15 protein-coding genes are annotated in these 19,338 nt (G+C 57.8%); 8 read left to right on the forward strand and 7 right to left on the reverse strand.

Going from position 1 to position 19,338, the window contains the following annotated elements; translation table 11 throughout:
- The first annotated feature begins 2 nt into the window (after nucleotides 1-2).
- Genes gspK through gorA form a run of 5 tightly spaced genes read left to right on the forward strand, consistent with a single transcriptional unit; the run spans nucleotide 3 to nucleotide 4,967 of the window.
- Nucleotides 3-1,007: a type II secretion system minor pseudopilin GspK gene (gene gspK / locus ACO06L_RS02840; protein WP_202346612.1), complete on the forward strand. Its 1,005-nt coding sequence runs from the start codon at nucleotides 3-5 to the stop codon at nucleotides 1,005-1,007.
- Between the two features lie 2 nt (nucleotides 1,008-1,009).
- Entirely contained in the window at nucleotides 1,010-2,314 is a 1,305-nt protein-coding gene (gene gspL, locus ACO06L_RS02845) for a type II secretion system protein GspL (protein ID WP_202346611.1), read from the forward strand.
- A gap of 4 nt (nucleotides 2,315-2,318) precedes the next feature.
- Nucleotides 2,319-2,849, forward strand: a complete 531-nt coding sequence (gene gspM, locus ACO06L_RS02850) for a type II secretion system protein GspM (RefSeq protein WP_202346610.1) — start codon at nucleotides 2,319-2,321, stop codon at nucleotides 2,847-2,849.
- Between the two features lie 56 nt (nucleotides 2,850-2,905).
- Nucleotides 2,906-3,577 carry a GNAT family N-acetyltransferase gene (locus tag ACO06L_RS02855; RefSeq protein ID WP_202346609.1) on the forward strand — a complete coding sequence of 224 codons (672 nt, stop codon included), beginning with the start codon at nucleotides 2,906-2,908 and terminating at the stop codon, nucleotides 3,575-3,577.
- Nucleotides 3,578-3,605: 28 nt separating this feature from the next.
- Nucleotides 3,606-4,967, forward strand: a complete 1,362-nt coding sequence (gene gorA / locus ACO06L_RS02860) for a glutathione-disulfide reductase (RefSeq protein WP_202346608.1) — start codon at nucleotides 3,606-3,608, stop codon at nucleotides 4,965-4,967.
- 38 nt (nucleotides 4,968-5,005) lie between these two features.
- Here the strand turns inward: gorA and ACO06L_RS02865 are convergent, their stop codons facing one another.
- Genes ACO06L_RS02865 through ACO06L_RS02875 form a run of 3 tightly spaced genes read right to left on the reverse strand, consistent with a single transcriptional unit; the run spans nucleotide 5,006 to nucleotide 10,075 of the window.
- Nucleotides 5,006-6,949, reverse strand: a complete 1,944-nt coding sequence (locus tag ACO06L_RS02865; RefSeq protein ID WP_336143693.1) for an ATP-binding protein — start codon at nucleotides 6,947-6,949, stop codon at nucleotides 5,006-5,008.
- Nucleotides 6,942-7,919, reverse strand: a complete 978-nt coding sequence (locus ACO06L_RS02870) for an ABC transporter substrate-binding protein (RefSeq protein ID WP_064227985.1) — start codon at nucleotides 7,917-7,919, stop codon at nucleotides 6,942-6,944. Before ACO06L_RS02870 ends, ACO06L_RS02865 begins: the two co-directional genes overlap by 8 nt.
- A gap of 32 nt (nucleotides 7,920-7,951) precedes the next feature.
- Complete coding sequence (locus ACO06L_RS02875; RefSeq protein WP_227715818.1) at nucleotides 7,952-10,075, reverse strand: TonB-dependent receptor plug domain-containing protein; 2,124 nt, start codon at nucleotides 10,073-10,075, stop codon at nucleotides 7,952-7,954.
- 157 nt (nucleotides 10,076-10,232) lie between these two features.
- Here ACO06L_RS02875 and ACO06L_RS02880 point away from each other — a divergent pair, with 157 nt between their 5' ends.
- Entirely contained in the window at nucleotides 10,233-10,877 is a 645-nt protein-coding gene (locus ACO06L_RS02880; protein ID WP_202346606.1) for a J domain-containing protein, read from the forward strand.
- 16 nt (nucleotides 10,878-10,893) lie between these two features.
- On the opposite strand, the gene ACO06L_RS02885 is transcribed toward ACO06L_RS02880, so the two are convergent.
- The 4 genes from ACO06L_RS02885 to ACO06L_RS02900 form a co-directional block, all read right to left on the reverse strand.
- Nucleotides 10,894-11,889 (reverse strand): bile acid:sodium symporter family protein, encoded by a 996-nt coding sequence (locus ACO06L_RS02885; RefSeq protein WP_202346605.1) that lies wholly within the window; start codon nucleotides 11,887-11,889, stop codon nucleotides 10,894-10,896.
- 3 nt (nucleotides 11,890-11,892) lie between these two features.
- Complete coding sequence (locus ACO06L_RS02890) at nucleotides 11,893-12,570, reverse strand: FadR/GntR family transcriptional regulator (RefSeq protein WP_202346604.1); 678 nt, start codon at nucleotides 12,568-12,570, stop codon at nucleotides 11,893-11,895.
- An 81-nt stretch (nucleotides 12,571-12,651) separates the two neighbouring features.
- A complete protein-coding gene (locus ACO06L_RS02895) occupies nucleotides 12,652-14,142 on the reverse strand; it encodes a flavin-containing monooxygenase (RefSeq protein ID WP_202346603.1) in 1,491 nt (496 codons plus the stop codon).
- Between the two features lie 90 nt (nucleotides 14,143-14,232).
- Complete coding sequence (locus ACO06L_RS02900) at nucleotides 14,233-15,144, reverse strand: LysR family transcriptional regulator (RefSeq protein ID WP_064227979.1); 912 nt, start codon at nucleotides 15,142-15,144, stop codon at nucleotides 14,233-14,235.
- A 100-nt stretch (nucleotides 15,145-15,244) separates the two neighbouring features.
- Between ACO06L_RS02900 and ACO06L_RS02905 the strand changes: the two genes are divergently transcribed.
- Together ACO06L_RS02905 and ACO06L_RS02910 are read left to right on the forward strand one after the other, a co-directional pair.
- Nucleotides 15,245-16,864: an NADH-quinone oxidoreductase subunit L gene (locus ACO06L_RS02905; RefSeq protein ID WP_202346602.1), complete on the forward strand. Its 1,620-nt coding sequence runs from the start codon at nucleotides 15,245-15,247 to the stop codon at nucleotides 16,862-16,864.
- The gene (locus ACO06L_RS02910) at nucleotides 16,861-19,317 is read left to right on the forward strand and encodes a YbcC family protein (RefSeq protein ID WP_202346601.1); all 2,457 of its coding nucleotides are present in this window, start codon (nucleotides 16,861-16,863) and stop codon (nucleotides 19,315-19,317) included. The genes ACO06L_RS02905 and ACO06L_RS02910 overlap by 4 nt, the downstream gene beginning before the upstream one ends.
- The last annotated feature ends 21 nt before the right edge of the window (nucleotides 19,318-19,338 follow it).

Consider the following 19,338-nt stretch of genomic DNA (forward strand, 5'->3'; position numbering starts at 1 on the left):
CTATGGGGCAGATCCCTCAGTTACCTTACCGTCAGCGCGGTGTCGCCTTGATCATGGTGCTGCTGGCCATGGCCCTGGTGGTCATGCTCGCGTCAGGCATGACGCAGCAGCAGAGCCTGAGGGTGTTCAAGGCGGGCCATTATCTGGCCCAGCAGCAGGGCCAGAGTATTGCCCTCGGTGCCGAAGCCTTTGCCCGCCAGATCCTGCGCAGGGATTATGACGAGGACAAGGAAGAGAACCTGATGGTCGACAGCCTCGACGAGTTCTGGGCCGCCAACGCGGCCGTTCTGCCGCTGGATGATAACGGCGTGGCCGAGGTTCAGATTGATGACCTGGGTGGCCGTCTGAACCTCAATGATCTGGTGGGCGCCAATGGCCAGGTAGACCCCATCGTCCGGAATCGTTTCGTTCAGTTGTTTGCTGCACTGGGCATAACGGCCGTTTCCGTGGACTCGCTGGTGGACTGGATCGACCCCAACGACCAGACAGTAACTGCCTATGGCGCGGAGGATGGCCAGTACCTGATGGCCGAGCAGGGCTACCGGGCTGCCAACCAGCCTTTCACCACGGTGACCGAGCTGCGCCTGATAGAGGGTATGACCGAAGAGATTTATCGGGCCCTTAGGCCCCACGTGGCGGCGCTGCCGGTAAACGGTGCGGGGATCAATGTGAACACCGCCACTGCCATGGTGATCCGCTCGCTCCATGAAGAGCTGACGGACGCCCAGGCTGCGTCTATTCTTGAGAAGCGGGAAGAGGAACGGTTCGAGAACCTTCAGGACTTTCTGGCGTTGCCGGAGTTCGCCGGTCTGGGACTCAAATCGAATGGCCTGGGGTTGCAGACACGGTTTTTTGAAGTTGCCTCGCGGATTACCTACGATAACCGTGTCGTGAATATGGTCAGTACCGTGTTCCGGACTCCGGAAGGCGAAGTCCAGACGGTTAACAGGGATACCGGGCAGAAAAACCGAATCACCAAAGAGCCTTTTACCATTTCAGAAGGATAATCATGTCTTATCGCCTTTACGTCCGCCCGATACCGCCCTTTGCGGACGCTGACCAGGATCCCGGTGCCCAGATGTTCAACTGGGTGCTGCACGACGCCAGTGGCGATGCCCAGGCCCGGGGTACCGGCGACAGCCGCGATACCATCGAGAATACTCTGGGACAGAATGCCCTGGATAACGTCCTGTTGATTGGCCTTATTCCTGGTGAGGAAGCGATTTACTGCCTGGCTGACATTCCCGCGAAGCAAAGCCGGTTTATCAACCAGGCCTTGCCCTACGCGGTTGAGGAGCAGATTGCCCAGGACATTGATTCTGTGCACCTGGCCCTGGGGTCCCACACCGACCATGGGTACCGGGTGGCTGCCATAGACAGGGAGCGGATGGGGCAATTGGTACAGCTGTTCAGCGGCTGGGAGAATGTGCGCCTGGATGCCATTTACCCGGATGCCTCGTTGTTGCCTCGCACCGAAGGCGGTTGGTCTGTTTGCCTGGATGGCGAGACGGCCATGATGGTAAGCGAACGGGGCGAGTGGCTGAGCATGCAGTCTGCAAACCTCGGTATGTTCGCCCACACCCTCGCGGCACCGTCTGCCGAGGAAGTCGTGGCAGAAATTCCGGTCACCGTGTACGGCACTTCCGATGAGTTTGATATCCAGCAATCAGCGATCACCGAGCTCAGTGCTTCTGGCCGCCTGGCCGTTCGCAAGGAGATGCTGGAACTGATGCCGCTGGAATTGCTCGCCTACGCCCATCACCACCACCTCTGCGAGCCGGTGAACCTGTGCCAGGGCATGTTTTCTTCGAAATCCGGCAAGTCCAGCCCGCTGAAGCCATGGAAGCCGTTGATTGCGGTGGCAGCAGTCTGGTTCGGGGTTCAGGTAGCTCTGAATGCCGGCATGGGATTTTACTACCAGAATCAGGCAGACGAATTACGAAGTGAGGCCATGGCAATCTATCGAGACGCTTTCCCCAATGACCGGCGCACCCATGCAGGCAATGTCCGGCGTGTTATCGAAGGGCAGTTGCGGGTTGCCGGCTCCAGCGGGCCGGAAGTGGACTTCATCACCCTGATGAAATACACCGGCCAGCAATATGCCCGTCTGCCGGGTAGCCAGGGGGTTAACTTCAATTCAGTGAACTACAGCCGCTCCCGCGGTGAGCTTATCGTGGACGTGCGAGCAGACAGTTACGATCGCCTGAGCGCCCTGCGAAACGGGCTGGCAAATCAGGGCCTGGAAGCGCAGATTGGCTCGGTTGTAAACGAAGCCAGCGGCGCACGTGGCCGCCTCACGGTCTCTGGAGGTTAAAGGAATGCTTTCCCGAATCAAAGATCAGCCGGCGGTCGGCAAACTCATTGCGCAATACGACCAGTTGCCCCGCCGCGACCAGCAGGCCCTGATGGTACTGGCCATCGCGGTTTTTCTTGGCATTCTGTATTTTGCCGTATGGCGTCCGGCTGCGGGTTTCTATGAGCAATCTGAGGCTGCGCGAGACAACTCCGGTGAATTGTTGGCCTGGATGCAGGCCAACGAACAGACCATTCAACGCCTGGGCAATGCCGGTGGCAGCAGCGCGACGGCAACGGCCGACACGCCCGCTGATGGTCGCGCCCTGATGGCCCTGGTAACCCGTTCCGCCGGGGAGGCTGGCCTGTCACTTCAGCGGTTTGAACCCAGCGGCGAGGACGCCATCCGTGTCTGGCTTGAGAACGCGCCCTTTGCAGAAGTGGCCGCGTGGCTGGAGCGCCTGAATGGCAACCATGGCGTGGTGATCGACCAGGCCGCCATGGACAGGGCAAGTGAACCGGGGCGGGTATCCGTTCGTTTAACACTGACCATCTGATTCTGAAAACCAGATTCCGGGCATTTTGTCCGGAACTGACGCAGGAGAGGGAAGCGATGAGTAGCGGCAGCGACAACAAGAACAAATCCGAGCCAGCCATTGTTCGTCTCGACGAAACGGCGCGCAATGAAGCCAGATCCATTCTGTTTCACGCCTACCGGAACGAGCCAACGTTCCAGTATCTGTTCGATCACCGACGCCCTGGTTACGATCAGCGTGTAAGAGCCACCATAAGGGAATTGATAGACCTTTATTTTGAGCTTGATCAGGATGCGATCGGTGTGATGGTTGACGATACGCTTGTCGCGGTGGCGTTCATCGGTGATCCGGAACTACGGATGAACCTGGCTGATCAGATCAGCTGGCGGATTCGTATGGTGCTGACCACCGGTTTTGCCTCCACACGCCGGTATCTGGATTACCACGAGAAAATTCGCGACATGCTGCCGCAACCGCTGGCCCACCAGTTGCCAATGATGGGGGTTAACCCCAAGTACCAGAATTGCGGCTATGGCCGGTTGTTGCTGAAAACCGTTGAAAAGCTCTGTGCAGAGAATCCCCGGGGTAGTGGCCTGGTACTTGATACGGGGAACAATCGCTATTTGCCCTTCTACGAATCCGAGGGGTTCCGGAGCCTTGGCAAGATACAGCTCGGCGATTTTGAGGATCACGTGCTGTTCAGGGAAGTGCATCCGGAAAGTAAAGCGGCCGCGCCCGGCCAAACCTGACCTTATTTAATGTTTAACGGGAGAAGCTGTGTCTGACCAGCAGGATTTTGATCTGATTGTTATCGGAGCCGGCTCCGGCGGTGTTCGTCTCGCCCGAATGTCTGCTCAGCGGGGCGCCAAGGTGGCTGTGGTTGAATCCAGGTATCTTGGCGGAACCTGCGTGAACGTTGGCTGCGTGCCCAAGAAACTGTTTGTGTACGGGGCTCACGTTCACGATGAGCTGGAAGACGCAGCCGGTTATGGCTGGCAGGTGCCTCTCGATGATGTCAGTTTCGACTGGCCAAAGCTGGTGGCCAACAAGAACGCCGAGATTGAACGCCTGAACGGCATTTATGGCCGGTTGCTGGAAAATGCCGGCGTAACCATCATCGAAGGGACGGCGTCACTGTCGGACGCCAATACGGTGGTGGTTGGCGATACGTCTTACCGGGCCAAACACATTACCATTGCCACAGGTAGCTGGCCGGTTATTCCGGACGTGCCCGGCAAGGAATGCATCCTCACCTCTAACGAGATGTTTTACCTGCCACAGCTGCCGAAGCAGGCGGTGGTTTGGGGCGGCGGCTACATTGCTGTGGAGTTTGCCGGCATCCTGGCGGGATTGGGTGTTGAAACCACATTGCTGTATCGCGGCGATCTGTTCCTGCGTGGGTTTGATGGTGACATCCGACGGTTTACCGAGCAGGAGATGCGCAAGAAAGGCGTGAACCTGCGGTTCGGTGTGACCATTGAATCCGTTGAAGCCGAAAATGCCCACTATCAGGTTCAACTGAACAATGGCGAAACCCTGGAAACCGGCCTGGTGATGGCGGCGACCGGGCGCAGGGCGCTTGTCGACGGTCTGGGCCTGACGGATCTTGGCGTTCAACTCAGCGCTTCAGGTCATGTTGTGGTTGACGATCACTTCCAGACAGCGGTGCCCTCAATCACGGCACTGGGTGATGTCATTGGAACGCCCCAGCTCACGCCGGTCGCCCTGGCACAGGGCATGGTGCTCTCCAGGCGGCTGTTTGGGGACGGCAAAGGTGAGATGGACTATTCCGCTATTCCAACCGCCGTGTTCTGCCAGCCCAACATCGGTACCGTTGGGCTGACTGAGGAAGAGGCCCGGGAAGCGGGGCATCGACTGCGGATTTACCGTTCCGAGTTCCGTCCGATGAAATACACCCTCAGTGGTCGGGATGAGCGTAGCCTGATGAAGCTGGTCGTAGATGATGAGACCGACAGGGTGTTAGGTGCCCATATGGTGGGCCCGGACGCGGGTGAGATTACCCAGGGCCTGGCGGTTGCAATCAAGGCTGGTGCCACAAAGGCTCAGTTTGACTCCACCCTCGGCATCCATCCGACCTCTGCCGAAGAATTTGTCACCATGCGGGAGCCAGTAGCCTGAGCTCTTGCCGGCGCCCGGGTGAGGGCGCCGGAGCTTCATTAGAGCTGAATCCAGCGGCTGAGCACCTCTCGCAGCATTTCCTTTCGGACAGGTTTGGCCAGATAGTCGTTCATGCCACAATCGAGGCAACTCTTCTCGGTTCCGGGCAGTACGTCTGCGGTTAACGCAATAATTGGCGTACCGATCTGGCCGTTGCTCTGTTCCCACTCCCGGATATAACGGGTGGCTTCGTAACCATCCATCACCGGCATCTGACAATCCATCAGAATAATGTCGTAGCCCGTGTGATTAGTGGTTACTCTCTCCAATGCTTCCTTGCCGTTGTTGGCGGAATCAGTCTGAAATCCCAGTCGTTTTAGCATGGCCGTGGCTACACGCTGGTTCACCGGGTTGTCCTCTACCACCAGTGCGTGGCTGGTGCCATTGATGGCTTCCCTGGGTGGTGGGCCGGAAGGCTCTGGCTGACTCGATGGATTGGCCAGCTCGAAGGGCAGTTCAAAGCGGAACGAGGAACCTTTACCCAGATCGGTTTCGACCTGAATGTGGCCACCCATGAGTTCCACCAGACGTTGGACCAGGGACAGTCCCAGGCCGGTGCCGCCATATCCCCGGCTATTTCCGCCGTCCAGCTGCTCAAAGGAGTTGAAGATGTCCTGCAGACGATCCACCGGAATCCCGGACCCGGAATCGCTCACCGAGCAATTGAGAATGATGCAGTTGTCTTCGAGGGCGAAGCAGCCCGCCTGAATGTTGATAAAACCATCACCGGTAAACTTGATGGCGTTGTCAGCCAGCCCGGCAAGGATCTGACGAAGACGTGCGGCGTCGCCAATCACAATCGGGTTGTCAGGCCAGTCGCCAAAGAATTTGAGATTGAGAGCGAGGCCCTGCTGTTCAGCCAGATGTCGATAGGTAGCGGTGCAGTTTGAAATCAGTTCCCGAAGGTCAAATTCCTGGTTCTCAAGCTGCAGGGTGCCGCTGTCCATCTTTGAGTAATCGAGGATATCCGCAATCACCGTAAGGAGATCCTCGGTGGATTGGCGGGCGGTATTGAGGTATTCCCGTTGGCGATGGGTCAGGGGATCCTCCTGAACCAGATCCACCATGCCAAGAACACCGTTAAGGGGCGTGCGTAGCTCATGGCTCATGGTGGCCAGGAACTCGGATTTTGCCTGGTTTGCCATTTCAGCCTTTTCCCGGGCGCCTTCGGATGCGGCCAGTGTCTGGTCCCGGGCTGTCTTCAGGCCCGCCAGGTGCCGTGCAAGTTCGTTGAGTTGCTCTTCAATAGCGACAATCTCCCGGGAACTCTGATGGGTATTCAGGGGGCGTTCCTGGTATTCACCGGCAGTCAGTTTGCCAATTCGTCCGGCGAGATCCCGTATGGGCGCGAGAATAGTCCCCAGAAAATGGTTGATGATCAGCATGGTAAACAGAAGCAGGGCCACGCCGACCGCAATGGAAGTCCAGAGGATATCCTGTCGTCTGTCGGCCAGAACATCGTGACCCACACCCACCTGAACCGTACCGACCCGCAGGGAACCTGAGCCAAAGCCATAGTCTGGTTCAAACCATTCCGCAGTACGCTCCGAACCAAATTCCAGGGGCTGCTGAAGAATGTCGGCCTCGTAAATCTGATAGCGCCTGGGCATATCGCCGGGGTTGACCGGTTCATGGGAAACAAATCCGATCTGGTCACCCATAACGTCAGAAACGCGGATCCAGTCAGCTTTGCTGCGGCGCAGTGATTGGGAAAGGATCTGATCCAGTGCCAGGGAGTTACCAGAAACCACGGCGTACTCCAGGGCAGGAGCCAGGCTGTCCGCAAGCATCTGGCTGCTGTCAGACAAATCCCGGCGGGCGTCTTCGAGGCGCGCGGAAGTGAAGAACACCATAAGCACGATGAACATGACAACGGCCGGGAGCGCGCCCAGGAGCAGAAGTTTGCGCGACAGGGGGCGCTGCTGACGGTGGATGTTACTCATCAGACACCTCCCCGTTGACGGTCAGTTGTCGATCCACCCGTGTGGCAATATCTTCACGGCTGGGAAGGGGTATGTTCAGGGAGCGTGCAACCTGAGCGTTCACTTCTACCCGGAAATCTTCCGGATAGGACGGTGCCGGAAACTTTCCTGTCTCGAAAAAGGTGGCGAGAAAGTTACCCGCCATTTCGACCATCTCCGGGAACGGTGCATAACTGGATGCCAGTGAGCCCGCTTTCACATAAGCCTGAGTCGGCCCAATGACGATCTGATTACGACGATAGGCGGTCAGAAGAATATGTTTGATGGTTCTGGGGTTGTAAATGGCACTGTCCGGGGCAGCTAACAGGAAATCACCGTAACCCAGTGCCCGGACGAGCGTCGGAATCAGTTTGTCGTTGTTGTCGACAAGAAATATCCGTGCTGACATGCCATAGGTTGGCAGCTCGTCAATCAGCGGCTCGTAGAGTTCCACCGAGTCTGCGGTTGCCAGCAGGGCTATCTTGGTAGCCTGTGGCAGGATGGCCTTGCCCGTCAGGGCCTGGCGGATGAGAGGAACGTCATAGAGAACGCCGGTGATCTGGCCAGGGGAGCGTTCCGCAAAGCCTGAAATAAATGATTTATCAACCAGCATCGCGAGAATATGAGCGGAACGGTTTGCCTGGCGAGCGCGGGAGAAAGCGGCGGGTCCAACAGTGATAATCGGGCCGGCATCGAGCGTAGCCAGTTGGTCATCGGAAACCTCGATCAAGGAAATTGCTGGCTCAAGTTCTCCCTTCAGGAGCTGAACCAGATGTTGATCAAGAGGTGCGTTGCCTGAACCGGCGAAGTAGACAGTGCTCGCCGGTGACCCCTGGGCATGGGCGAACGCGGAAGATAGCGCGAGAAGCAGAACGCAGAGGATCCTTGGAAAAAGGCTCCGGGTTCCGCTACCGGCCCGCTCTCGGTGTATCGTGCCTGACCTTCGTTCCATACCGTCCAGGGCTCGCGCTTTCCTTGTTAAATTCAGAAACGAATACCAGCCTCAACAAAAAACTGGTTCTGATCCTCAATCCGGTTATCCGGGCTGATCCATGGTTTGTGGTTAAGGTAGTGCTGGATCGTTAGTGCCAGCATATAACTGTAATCGCTTTTGTCCACCCGACGGGCCAACCGGAAATCGGCTCGCTCGAATCGAGTATCACGTACTTCATTGGTCCAGTACATGGCCGCTGACGTCATGAAGCCCTTTGGCAGATCCTGGATCCAGGCAAAGCTGCCGGAATCCCGGGCCGAGAGTCGGGCAAGTAGATCGACAGCCCGTTCCTGTTTGTCCACGGGCAGTGCGGCCGGATCGCCGGTGTACCGGCCTTCCTGTTCCAGATAGGCGTAGGTGGCCCGAAGTTTGGTGCCGGAGAATTCCAGGGAAGTCTCCAGCTCCACGCCTTCCTGCTCCAGATCAACGTTGTTGGCGATATACCATTCTTCTTCGTTGATGACGCCACTGATCATGTCATGGAAATCGTCGTTGAAGTAGCGCACCTCCACCGAGAGCAGGGCACTTTCCAGATGGAACTGGCCAAAGTAGCTGATCTCCCGGGAGGTGATCCACTCCTCTTCCAACTTCTGCCCGTAAGTGGACGTAGTCGGGTCCAGGATACTTTCCACTTCGATCTTCTGGCCGTCCAGTGCTTCAAAGGGAGGCTGAACGTTGGTAGGCGTATAGGACCAGTCCGGATTCTGTTCGAAGGCATCCGGTGTGCGAACCGCCCGGGAAAAGACAAACCGCAGGGCGTGGTTGTTGCTCAGGATAAAGTTTGCCGCAGCTCTGGGGGAAAAATAGTCTTCATCGGTGGTCGTGGTCCGCTCCCAGTTGCCGCCTGCGTTGAAGGTCAGCCACCGAAAGGGCGAGTACTCAGCGTTCGCGAATACCCGGGATTGGTAATTTTTCCCTTTACCGTTAAAGAAGGTTTCTGACTCAAAAGAATCCTTGCGATAGCCTAAACCGGAAACCAGCTTGAATTGGTCGCTGAAAATTATGGTGTCCTGAAATTCGATTTCCTGCCGGGTTTCCTCCAGGTCTTCGTTCAGGTCGGCGATGAACGGCCCCTGATCTTCGGGGAAAGGCGGGAAACCAGTCGGCAGAAGGGCATTGATTTCGGCCGCAGGAGCTGACACCGACCAACGTTGCCGCTGCCGTTGATTCTGGTAGCTTGCCTGAATGTGGTAGAAATGGTCGGGTGAGGTCGCTCCGTCGAACCGGACATGGAGGTAGTAGTCATCCATGATAATGTCCGGGTTTGTGGTGGCGCCCAGCTTTCCGGACTTCTCAAGATCTTCTTCATTTACGCCATCCAGAACGCCTGCTCGCACGTCAATCGAATGCTGGCGGTCAATTCGGAATACGCTGTCGAAATTGAAGTTGTTGATGTCGTGGCCATCGTGAAAGGGGATCTCCTGGCCGCCATCAATCTGACTGTCAAAGCCGTTGGATTTGCGCTTCTCGTACGACAACCGCCAACTTTTGTCGGCATCGGTATCGCCCACAGAGGTAAACGTGCGAAGGTGACCACGCGACCCAACCGAGGTGTAGGCTTCCACGCCCGCCGTGTCTTGCGGTGAGCGGGTAATGATATTGATGCTTCCAAGAAACGCGTTGATGCCATAGGCGGCGGAATTTGGGCCCCGGCTCACTTCAATACGTTCGATATTTTCCAGTGCCACCGGCATGCCCAGCCAATCTACGTCTGCGAGGCTGATTCTGTAGGCGGTTCGCCCGTCAATCTGAACCTGCAGGCGGCGTTGCTCGTACTGGGAAGTACCGTGATAGGTTGCCACCGGGTTGGTGCTTCCCCAGTGGCCAACCACCATGCCCGGAACCAGCCGGAATGCCTCTACGAGGTTCATGATGCCGAGGTCACGGATCATGTCGCCGGTGATGATCGTGGTGGTGCCGGGAACCCGGAGTTTGGACTGGCGCAATCGTGTTGTAGTCAGTACTTCGGGGATTTCGCTTTGTTCGCCTTCGAGGGCAAGCAAGCCAGGCATGAAATCAGGTGTGTCAGTTTGGCCGAGCGCGGTAGCCGGAAGCAGGGCGGACAGGGCAAGGCTGATGCCGAGGCAGGTTGCGAGAGGGCGGCGGTCAGCCATTCCTGCCGTTTTTGTCGATTGATGCATGGTTGACGTTCTATAATCTGCCGAGAAAAAGGATAAAGCGGTTTTATTATGATTGGTTCCTATCGTAAGGGACTACAGACGTTTTGTCTCTCTGAAATGTAATGAATCTCGGCCCGGGAGTTGCAGCTGTATGAATTGTTGGGAAATCCTTGGAATTGAGCCAACCGGCGATCGTCGGAAGATCCAGGATGCGTATGAGCAACAGCTCAAATTTGCCTCTGAAGACGAGGCCAGAAGCCTGGAGCAGGCCTTCCGCGAAGCGGTGGGCGATGCTCCGGCCCCGGTTATGCGGACCGAGAACGCTGTTCAGCCTGAACAGCCGGCTCAGGGGCCAGACGAGGCGGCTGAACGTCCCCTGGATGCCAACGACGGACAGGTGGTCCGTGAGGTTGTTATCCAGATCAAGGCACTGCTAAACGACTCGTCCAGAAGCAAAGATGCGGGCATCTGGAAAGCCATTCTGTGCGAACCGCCTGCCGATCAGCCGCAGTTGCGACGCGAAATTGGCCGGCAACTTGAGCCCCAGGTGCGCCCGATGGCTGAAAACGGGACTTTCCAGGCGCCAGTTGCCCAGTTTCTGGGGGAGTGGTTTGGCTGGTTTAGCGTGGAAGAGGCTCCTGAGGCAGCAGACGAGCGTAACTACTCGGAGCCTGGTATGGCGGAAGAGCAGGGTGAGCAGCCACCGCAGATGATGAATTTCTGGCCGGCGGTGATTGGCTGGATTGTCGGCCTGGCGATTCTCGCCACGCTGTTTGGCGGGATGGGCGGCGGTTAATTCCGCCGGCCCCCGGTTAGCTAACCTTATTGGCGTTTGCTCGCTCAATTTTTTCACGGTACTTCTGGGCCAGGATCGCCCCGACAATCACCTGTATCTGGTTGTAGCACATGATCGGTAAAACGATCATGCCGAAACCGGGATGGCCGGAGAACAAAACCTTCGCCATGGGCAGGCCTGACGCCAGGCTCTTCTTAGAGCCGCAGAACACCACCGCCGCCTCATCTTCCAGGCTGAAGCCAAATCGTCGCACCAGAAACTTCGCAAACACCATAAACAGCAGTAGTAATCCCAGGCACAGCCCGATGGCGAACAGGATGGCCTGCAGTGGCAGGTTCTCCCACAATCCGCTTTCCACCGAGTGTGAGAAGGCGGAATAGACAATCAGCCAGATCACGCATTGATCATACCGTGACATCAGGGTTTCGTTTCTGCCGAGGAATCCTCCTAGCCAGGGCCTCAGGGCATGGCCCACTGCAAAGGGCAGAAGCAATTGAAGAATGATGTCTTTCAGGGCCTCCGCTATGGAGAAATCCCCGCCGCCGGACGTGCTTACCAACAGCAACAGCAGGAACGGTGTCAGCATCATGCCGAAAACATTGGAGGCGGCTGCACTGCAGATGGCGGCTGGCACGTTGCCCCTGGCCATCGCAGTATAGGCGATGGAGGAAGAGACCGCGGAAGGCAGCACGCCCAGGTAAAGAAACCCGAGCCCAAGATCCTTGGGCATCCACGAGGGAGCAATGTCGCTGAGCCCGTTGATCGGCAGCACCGCCAGCGGAAAGAAAATAAACGTGAGTGAGGTGATCAGGATATGCAGCCGCCAGTGGGTGGCACCGGCAATAATCTGTTCCCTGGAAAGTGCCGCGCCATGGAAGAAGAAGAGCAGGGCGACAGCGACGGTTCCGGTAGTTGCCAAGGCGTCCCCGGCCTGGCCAGTGGCGGGCAGGAAGGTCGCCAGTACGATGGCGCCCAGTAGCAGCAGGGTGAAGGTGTCGATCCGGAATTTCATGAATCAGGACCCCCGACGCTTGAGTGCCTGAAGGCTGGGTTTCAAAAGCTCTCTGGCCAGAGTCTCGGATTTGCTCTCATCCTGCCGTCTGACGGCCGCCAGAAGCAGTTCGTGGTCTTCCTGGGAAGGCTCCGGAAGATCCGAGTCGGTTTCGGTCTGCTCAATGGTCTGGCTGATAGCGTGGGAGAAGTAATCGTACAGTTCTACCAGCGCGGAATTATGGGAAGCGGCTACCAGGGCGTGATGGAAGGCTTCATCGTGGCAGATGCGGGCCTTAAGATCGCTTCCGGCTCTGGCGCGTGCATCCAGGGCCGTTGTCATCTGTCGCAGATCCTGGTCTGTTCGCCTGGCCGCGGCCAACTTGGCGGCCTCGGTTTCCAGCATGATTCTGACTTCCAGCTGATCCGCCAGCTGAGTTCGGGCAATCCTCCGCAGTGTTTCCCCGGCATCGCGGGTGGCGCGCACGTAAGTGCCATCGCCCTGGCGGGTTTCCAGCATTCCTACGTGTACCAGCACCCGAACCGCCTCGCGCACGGTGTTACGACTGACTCCAAGGGAGTCAGACAGCTCCGATTCCACGGGCAGACGATCACCCACAGACCAATCGCCCTTTTCGATAGCGTTTCTCAAACTCTCTATGGCGGTTTCCACCAGAGAGCCTTTGCGGATACGTTCCAGCATGGTGTTTATCATCCCTCAAACCGATAACCCAATCATCCTATGAATGTGAGGTGTCTTCAAGGGAAAGTGCAAGGCGGGTGCTTAATCCGTGGTTTGTCCCGGATACAGGAATTGGTAATCGGCAGTGTCCACGTGGCGGGTAGCAAACCGGTAGGTGAAGGTAAATCCCGGCCAGTTAATGGTGTTACGGCCATTGGCATCCAGATACCAGGAAGTACAACCGGAGCTCCAGACCGTGTCTTCCAGACCCTTCTGCACCACATGGGTGAAGCGGTCCTGGCGATCCTGGCGGACGTCCATGGCGGAGTGCGGGTATTTTTCGAGCGCTTCAAGACATTCCAGAACGTATCGGAACTGTGATTCCAGCATGTAGAGGATCGAGTTGTGGGCCAGGTTGGTGTTCGGCCCATACAGCATGAACATGTTCGGGAAGCCGCTGACCGTGATGCCTTTGAAGGCGGCTGCGCCGTTTTGCCAGGCTTCGTTGAGCGTCTTCCCGCCCCGGCCGGTTATCTTAATGGGCGAGAGAAACTCCGAGGCGCGGAAACCGGTGCCACAAATAATGGTATCGGCAGGATGGTGGTGGCCGTCCCGGGTGATCACGCCAGTCTCGTCAACGCGGTCGATCGGGTCGGTAATCAGGTTCACGTTGGGCCGGTTAATGGCGGGATACCAGTCATTGGAAATGAGAATGCGTTTACAGCCGATCTTGTAGTCCGGAATGATCTTTTTCAGTTTGGCGGGATCTGTCACCCGCTTTCGCGCCTCACGTTTCGCCTGATTGGCGTAATACTCCAGCAGGCCACTGAATTTGGTGAACGCGAGGGCCCGGCTCTCGTTCTTCCAGTAGATCAGGTAACGATAAAAGCGATCCCAGAGCGGGAGTTTCTGGAACAGAGTCTGCTCCCAGCGCTTGAATGAACGATCTGGCTTGGGAAGCACCCAGGCCGCGGAACGCTGGAACAGGTCCAGCTGTTCGACCATCGGTGCAATCTCCGGGACAAACTGGATAGCGCTGGCGCCGGTACCAATGACGGCGACCCGCTTACCGGTCAGGTCGTAATCGTGATCCCAGCGGGCCGAGTGGAACATCTTGCCCTGAAAGCGATCCAGGCCGTCGAGTTTGGGCCAGGCAGGTTGATTGAGCTGGCCGGTGGCGGTGATCAGCACGTCCGCTGTGAGTTGCTCGCCGCTTGTCAGGGTGACGGTCCACTGGTTCGAATGGTCGTCAAAGACTGCCTCTTGTACCTCCGCATGGAACCGGATGTGATCGCCAAGCCGGTATTTCTCGACGCAGTGCTCCATGTAGCCGAGTATTTCCCGCTGCAATTCAAATTTGCGCGACCAGTCGTGCTTGGGTTCAAACGAATAGGAATAGAAGTGTGACTGTACATCGCAGGCGGCACCGGGGTAGGTATTATCGCGCCAGGTACCGCCAACCCGGTCCGCCTTTTCAAGCATGGTCAGGTTTGTGAAGCCTGCCAGTTTCAGTTTTATGGCCATGCCCAGGCCACCGAAACCGGTGCCGATGATCAGAATAGACGGGCGTTCACGGTTGCTGTGCTGGGTCATGATTGGGTGTCCGGCGTTATTATTGTGGTCTTTCGACTTCAGTATACGGATGTAACCCGCCCGTATGGATGACATTTTTCGCCACACGGGCTAGTCAGAATGACCAATCGGTGTCCGGGTCAGGAAGTTTTCCTCGGTTTGAGACAGCAGCTCCCGAAGCGCCGGCGTCTCGAACTGGCGCCGGATGCTGATGGCATAGAACTCCTCAAAGACGCCGGGCAGGGCGCCATAGTCCGCCAGGGCTCCGCTCTTCATTTCGTCCCGCACCACCACCGGCGGCATGATGGCGAAGTGCCCGGTATCCCGGGTCAGAAGTCGCATCATGGCCATGTCGTCCACTTCTGCGGCGATGTTCGGGCGTAGCTTGTGGTATTCGCAAAGCTGATCAAAGGCCTGGCGTATGTTGTTGTCGGGCCCTGGAACAATCAGGCTCCTGCCGCGCAGTACCTCGGCGAAATCGCCGTGAACATCCATTCCCCGGGGGCCGATAATACTTACCGGCTGTTTGGCAATCAGCCGGGAACGCCATGGATTCTGTTCATCGCCCTGTACGGACTGATTGGCCAGGATAAGGTCCAGTCGGTGGGCTGAGAGCCGCCGAAGCAATTCATCAATGTGGCTGCTTTGCAGGCTCAGTTCCAGATCTTCCCGATTGAGCAGAGGTTGGAGAAAGCCTTCCTGGAAGTTCCGCGAAAGAGTGGCAACGGCTCCGATCCTCAGGATCTCCCGGTTGGGCTGGGCGCCAGAGGCAAACAGCGCCGTCAGTTCTTCACCCTGCCGGAAGATCTCCTCGGCGTATGAGAATGCCATGCGCCCGGCTTCAGAGAGCTTCAGGCGCCGCCCCTCGCGGATAAACAGGTCATGGCCCAGGCTCTCCTCCAGTTTCCGAATCTGACCCGACAGGGCGGACTGGGAAATGTGCAGCGAGTCGGCAGCCCGGGTCAGGTGGCCGGTGCGGGCAACCTTCCAGAAATAGTAGAGATGGTGATAGTTGAGCTTCATGGCCATTCGTTCTCAAAAACAGAATGAAGTGATCAGTATAAACCATTTTTTCTATGAGACGAATAAAGGCAAAGTACATGCAAACAGGAGGTTTGCTGATATGAATCCAATCGCCGAATTTTCATCGCTATTGATCCTCGCAATCTGGCTGCTGCTGCCGGTGAGCCTTTTCGTGCTGGCCGGGCTGGGTGGCTGGCTGAAAAGCCCCTTGAAGCTGAACCACTGCTGGCGCCTCGCAGGATGGATGATGGTGGCCTCCATGGCTGCGTCCCTGATGGTGGGGGTGTTGCTGTTGGCACAAGCCCAGGTTGGGGGTAACAGCAACACTCTTGCGACCCTTGGTGGTCGATTTGGTCTTTATCCGGACGGCATCGCGGTCTGGATGGCCCTTATGGTCGCCTTCATCGGCTGGGTGATCCTGCGCTTTGCCGACAATTATCTCAGCCAGGATCCCGGCCGTGACCGGTTTCTCCCATGGTTCCTGGTGACGGTTGCCTCAGTTCTGGTGCTGGTATTTACCAACCACCTGTTGATTCTCGCGGGCGCCTGGATTGGTGTCAGTCTCGCTTTGCATCATTTGCTCACCCTCTACCAGGACCGTCCCCAGGCGCGCATGGCGGCAGTCCAGAAGTTCATTGTCAGCCGGGTGGGCGATGCACTGGTTATTTCCGGTGTGGTGGCCTTGTATCTTCACTACGGCACCTTTTACCTGCCGGAAATGGTTCAGAGTGAGGCCGCCCGAGCCGGCGGATCCACGGCGCTGACGGTTGCGTCGGTTGTTCTGGCCCTGGCGGCTGTCCTCAAGTGTGCCCAGATTCCCTTCCATGGTTGGCTCATTCGGGTAATGGAAGCCCCGACGCCGGTCTCGGCGCTGCTCCACGCCGGGGTTATCAACCTGGGCGGGTTCCTCTGGCTGCGCCTTTTCCCGGTTTTCGATGGTTTTACGGCTGGCCACATGATTCTGCTGGTAATTGGTGGAATGACAGCCGTTGTTGCTGTCCTGACCATGATGACCCAGTACTCGGTCAAGCATGCCCTGGCTTGGTCTACCTGCGCCCAGATGGGATTCATGCTGTTCGAAATCGGTATGGGGGCATACACCCTGGCTCTGCTTCATCTGTTGGCCCACTCACTGTATAAGGCACATTCTTTCCTGGCATCCGGTCGCACTGTGGCCGTATCTGCGGCAACGCGCTTCCCGGAATCGCCAGCAGCCAGCCGGCTGTTCTGGGCCGGCGCTACCGGCCTGGTGGCGGCTGCCATCCTGGTCCAGGCGCCCTGGATCGTTGAGAACAACCCGGTCTTCGGAGCGCTTCTGGTGCTGGCGGTGTCTGCAGCGGCAATGGGCATTCCGGCCGGAGCAACTGCCGCAGTGAAATTACGGCTTGCAGGCCTGGCAGTACTTCTGGTCCCGGTCTACTCCCTGCTGCACTTCCTCGTTGGCCCGGCAGTGCCCGTGCATGAGGGGTTCGATATCCCGACGCCAGCCTGGGCGGTCAGTTCAGCAATGGTTGCACTGCTGGTTGCCTGTTCGCTGATGATCGTGTTCGGCGCCCGGTTCCCGGCGACCCGCGCACTGTGTGCGCACTTCCGCCAGGGGCTTTACCTTGAGTTGCCTTTTGACCGGCTGACGCGATTCCTGGCGGCGGAAGCCCTGAAGGTGCCCACCATGTTCAGCCGGGTGCCCCACCATCCGTTCAGACTGGAGGAGAGATCATGAGTAACGTTTGCGTGTCGGTACCTGAGCTGCAGGTAATGAACGATGGCTGGCGAAAGCCGTTCCGGCAGGCCTGCGACCTGATCGCCCCGGTCTGGCCCCTGGACCAGTGGATTGCCGTGAATCCGTTCTGGGGGCTGCGGCACCTTCCCATCTCGCGGGCAGATCAGTTGCTTGGCGAGCGCGGCGGATTCAGCATGCTTATGCCAACAGAATACTATCGGGAGGCCTGGGAAGGCGGTCGTATCCGCGAGGAGGATCTTCAGGCCAGCATCGCGGAGCGCGGCGATGATCGAAACATTGCCTGGTATCTGGAATGGCTCGGTCGCAATCCATCTTCAGCAGCGCCCCTGAGGAGTTCCATTCTCGATACCTACAAGGGCGCAAGCGATGACGACGAGGGCGTTGGTTTGGTCGAAACCGCTTGTGATCAGGTGTCGCGGGTTTGTGGTGCGTTCTTCGATCAGCGACAGGGTCGTTGGTCAGCTGCTGGCGATAACTCGGACACGAGCTTGTTCCAGTTCTGGCTCGAGTCAATCCGCCAGGATCTGTCGCTGGATTTCAGTACCGGGCTCAAGGGCGCCAGGGCCTTCTTCAAAACCGTGCCTGACACCATGGATGAGGCCATTCTGGACGCCGTAAAGCGGATTCGTGTCTCAGGGGAGGATCTGGAGGCCCTGTGCCACAGCTTGCTGCTGAAAGTGAACGGCTGGGCGTCGTGGTGCCGCGGCGAGGACTGGCGGGCAGGCCTTGAGGGCCGCTCATCGGATCGCTGCTCGGAAATTCTGGCCATTATGCTGGTTTGGGAATCCGCAGGTGTTACCTTTGCCTCGACCGGCCAGAAAGCCGAGTGGCAAAGGCAGAGAGCGCGGGCGCGTCGGAGCGGTGACCATGACAATCGCAGCAGGCTATGGGTTTGGCAGCGTGCCTTTGAAATCGGCTATCAGCGTTCGCTCTGGCGGGCGCTCGCGGTCGTTCCGGAAAGACAGCCTGGACCAGATCTGGAAAGCGAAACACCGGTTGCCCAGGCTGTTTTCTGTATTGATGTCCGCTCGGAAGTGATGCGCCGGCACCTTGAGGACGTTCTCCCCGGTGTTCAGACACTCGGCTTTGCCGGATTCTTTGGAATGCCAATAGACCACCAGCAGCATGGACCCTTCGCTCCGGCCCGCCGTTTGCCCGGTCTGTTGCCCGCCTCGTACCGGTTAATCGATACCAGGGGCAGCCTGCGCGAAGACCTGGCTGAGAATCGATCCCTGGATCAGCGGGAGATCGCACGGGAATCGGTAAGAAAAGCGAAATATACCAGCCTGTCGACCTTCACACTGGTGGAGACAACCGGGCTGGCCTGGGCTTGGAAACTGGTGAAAGATTCTTTGAAGAAAGGCCACAAAGCCAGAGAGGAAAAGGCCGTTGAGGGCCGACTGGTACACAACCATGGGGGAGATCCGCTGTCGGATGCCGAGAAGGTAGCGCTGGCTGCAAACATGCTCCGTGGTATGTCACTCACCAAGGGCTTTGCACCCTTGCTGGTCCTGGTGGGGCACGGTAGCCATACCGACAACAACCCGAACCAGGCCGGGCTCGACTGCGGCGCCTGTGGTGGTCAGAGCGGCGGCGTGAATGCGCGGCTTGCGGCGCGCCTGGTGAATGATCCCCAGGTTCGGGCGGGGCTGGCGGCCGAGGGGATCAAGATCCCGGATTTTACATGGGTGGTGGCTGCCGAACATTGCACAGCGACGGACAAGGTAACGATTGCCGATCGCCATTTGGTCCCGGATTCCCACGTACAGAAACTGGCTGACCTGGAAGCCGGGTTTGAAGAGGCTGGCATCCACGTGCGCAAGGAACGGGCCACACCATTGAAACTGAACGGTCTGGACGACGATAACCTCAAACAGGCTATGGAAACCCGTACCCGGGACTGGTCTGAGGTGCGCCCGGAGTGGGGGTTGGCCAACAATGCAGCGATCATTTTTGCCAAACGGAGCAAGACCCGGGGCTGCAACCTCTCGGGGCGGGTTTTCCTGCACGACTACGACCCCGAACTGGATGCCGATGGTGGCCTACTCGAGGCACTTCTCGCGGCACCCATGGTTGTCGCCAACTGGATCAACCTCCAGTACTTTGCATCGGTCACCGTGCCGGAGGTGTATGGATCTGGCAACAAACTGCTGCATTCGGTAGTTGGGGGTAACGTCGGAGTAGTGGAAGGCAATGGCACGCATTTGAGAATTGGCCTTCCGTTGCAGTCTGTTCACGACGGCACCTACTGGCGTCATGAGCCGGTTCGCCTGACGGTTCTGATTGATGCGCCTGCGGAGCGGATTGAATCAGTCCTGCACAAGCAGCCTGACGTGGCGGCGCTGGTGGAAAACCAGTGGGTGAGTCTGCATCGAATGACCGACAACGGTGGCGAACGTTACGACAATGGCAGCTGGATAACTGTCGCGTGATGAGAGGGCGGCCAATGTGGG

Origin of the sequence: Marinobacter sp., assembly GCF_965229985.1 — a bacterium.
Classification (GTDB): Bacteria; Pseudomonadota; Gammaproteobacteria; order Pseudomonadales; family Oleiphilaceae; genus Marinobacter.

Excerpts from the sequence above, each read along its gene's own strand:
- gspK (WP_202346612.1), top strand. The coding sequence starts at position 3 with ATGGGGCAGATCCCTCAGTTACCTTACCGTCAGCGCGGTGTCGCCTTG.
- gspL (WP_202346611.1), top strand. The coding sequence starts at position 1,010 with ATGTCTTATCGCCTTTACGTCCGCCCGATACCGCCCTTTGCGGACGCT.
- gspM (WP_202346610.1), top strand. The coding sequence starts at position 2,319 with ATGCTTTCCCGAATCAAAGATCAGCCGGCGGTCGGCAAACTCATTGCG.
- ACO06L_RS02855 (WP_202346609.1), top strand. The coding sequence starts at position 2,906 with ATGAGTAGCGGCAGCGACAACAAGAACAAATCCGAGCCAGCCATTGTT.
- ACO06L_RS02865 (WP_336143693.1), bottom strand. The coding sequence starts at position 6,949 with ATGAGTAACATCCACCGTCAGCAGCGCCCCCTGTCGCGCAAACTTCTG.
- ACO06L_RS02870 (WP_064227985.1), bottom strand. The coding sequence starts at position 7,919 with ATGGAACGAAGGTCAGGCACGATACACCGAGAGCGGGCCGGTAGCGGA.
- ACO06L_RS02875 (WP_227715818.1), bottom strand. The coding sequence starts at position 10,075 with ATGGCTGACCGCCGCCCTCTCGCAACCTGCCTCGGCATCAGCCTTGCC.
- ACO06L_RS02880 (WP_202346606.1), top strand. The coding sequence starts at position 10,233 with ATGAATTGTTGGGAAATCCTTGGAATTGAGCCAACCGGCGATCGTCGG.
- ACO06L_RS02885 (WP_202346605.1), bottom strand. The coding sequence starts at position 11,889 with ATGAAATTCCGGATCGACACCTTCACCCTGCTGCTACTGGGCGCCATC.
- ACO06L_RS02890 (WP_202346604.1), bottom strand. The coding sequence starts at position 12,570 with ATGCTGGAACGTATCCGCAAAGGCTCTCTGGTGGAAACCGCCATAGAG.
- ACO06L_RS02895 (WP_202346603.1), bottom strand. The coding sequence starts at position 14,142 with ATGACCCAGCACAGCAACCGTGAACGCCCGTCTATTCTGATCATCGGC.
- ACO06L_RS02900 (WP_064227979.1), bottom strand. The coding sequence starts at position 15,144 with ATGAAGCTCAACTATCACCATCTCTACTATTTCTGGAAGGTTGCCCGC.
- ACO06L_RS02905 (WP_202346602.1), top strand. The coding sequence starts at position 15,245 with ATGAATCCAATCGCCGAATTTTCATCGCTATTGATCCTCGCAATCTGG.
- ACO06L_RS02910 (WP_202346601.1), top strand. The coding sequence starts at position 16,861 with ATGAGTAACGTTTGCGTGTCGGTACCTGAGCTGCAGGTAATGAACGAT.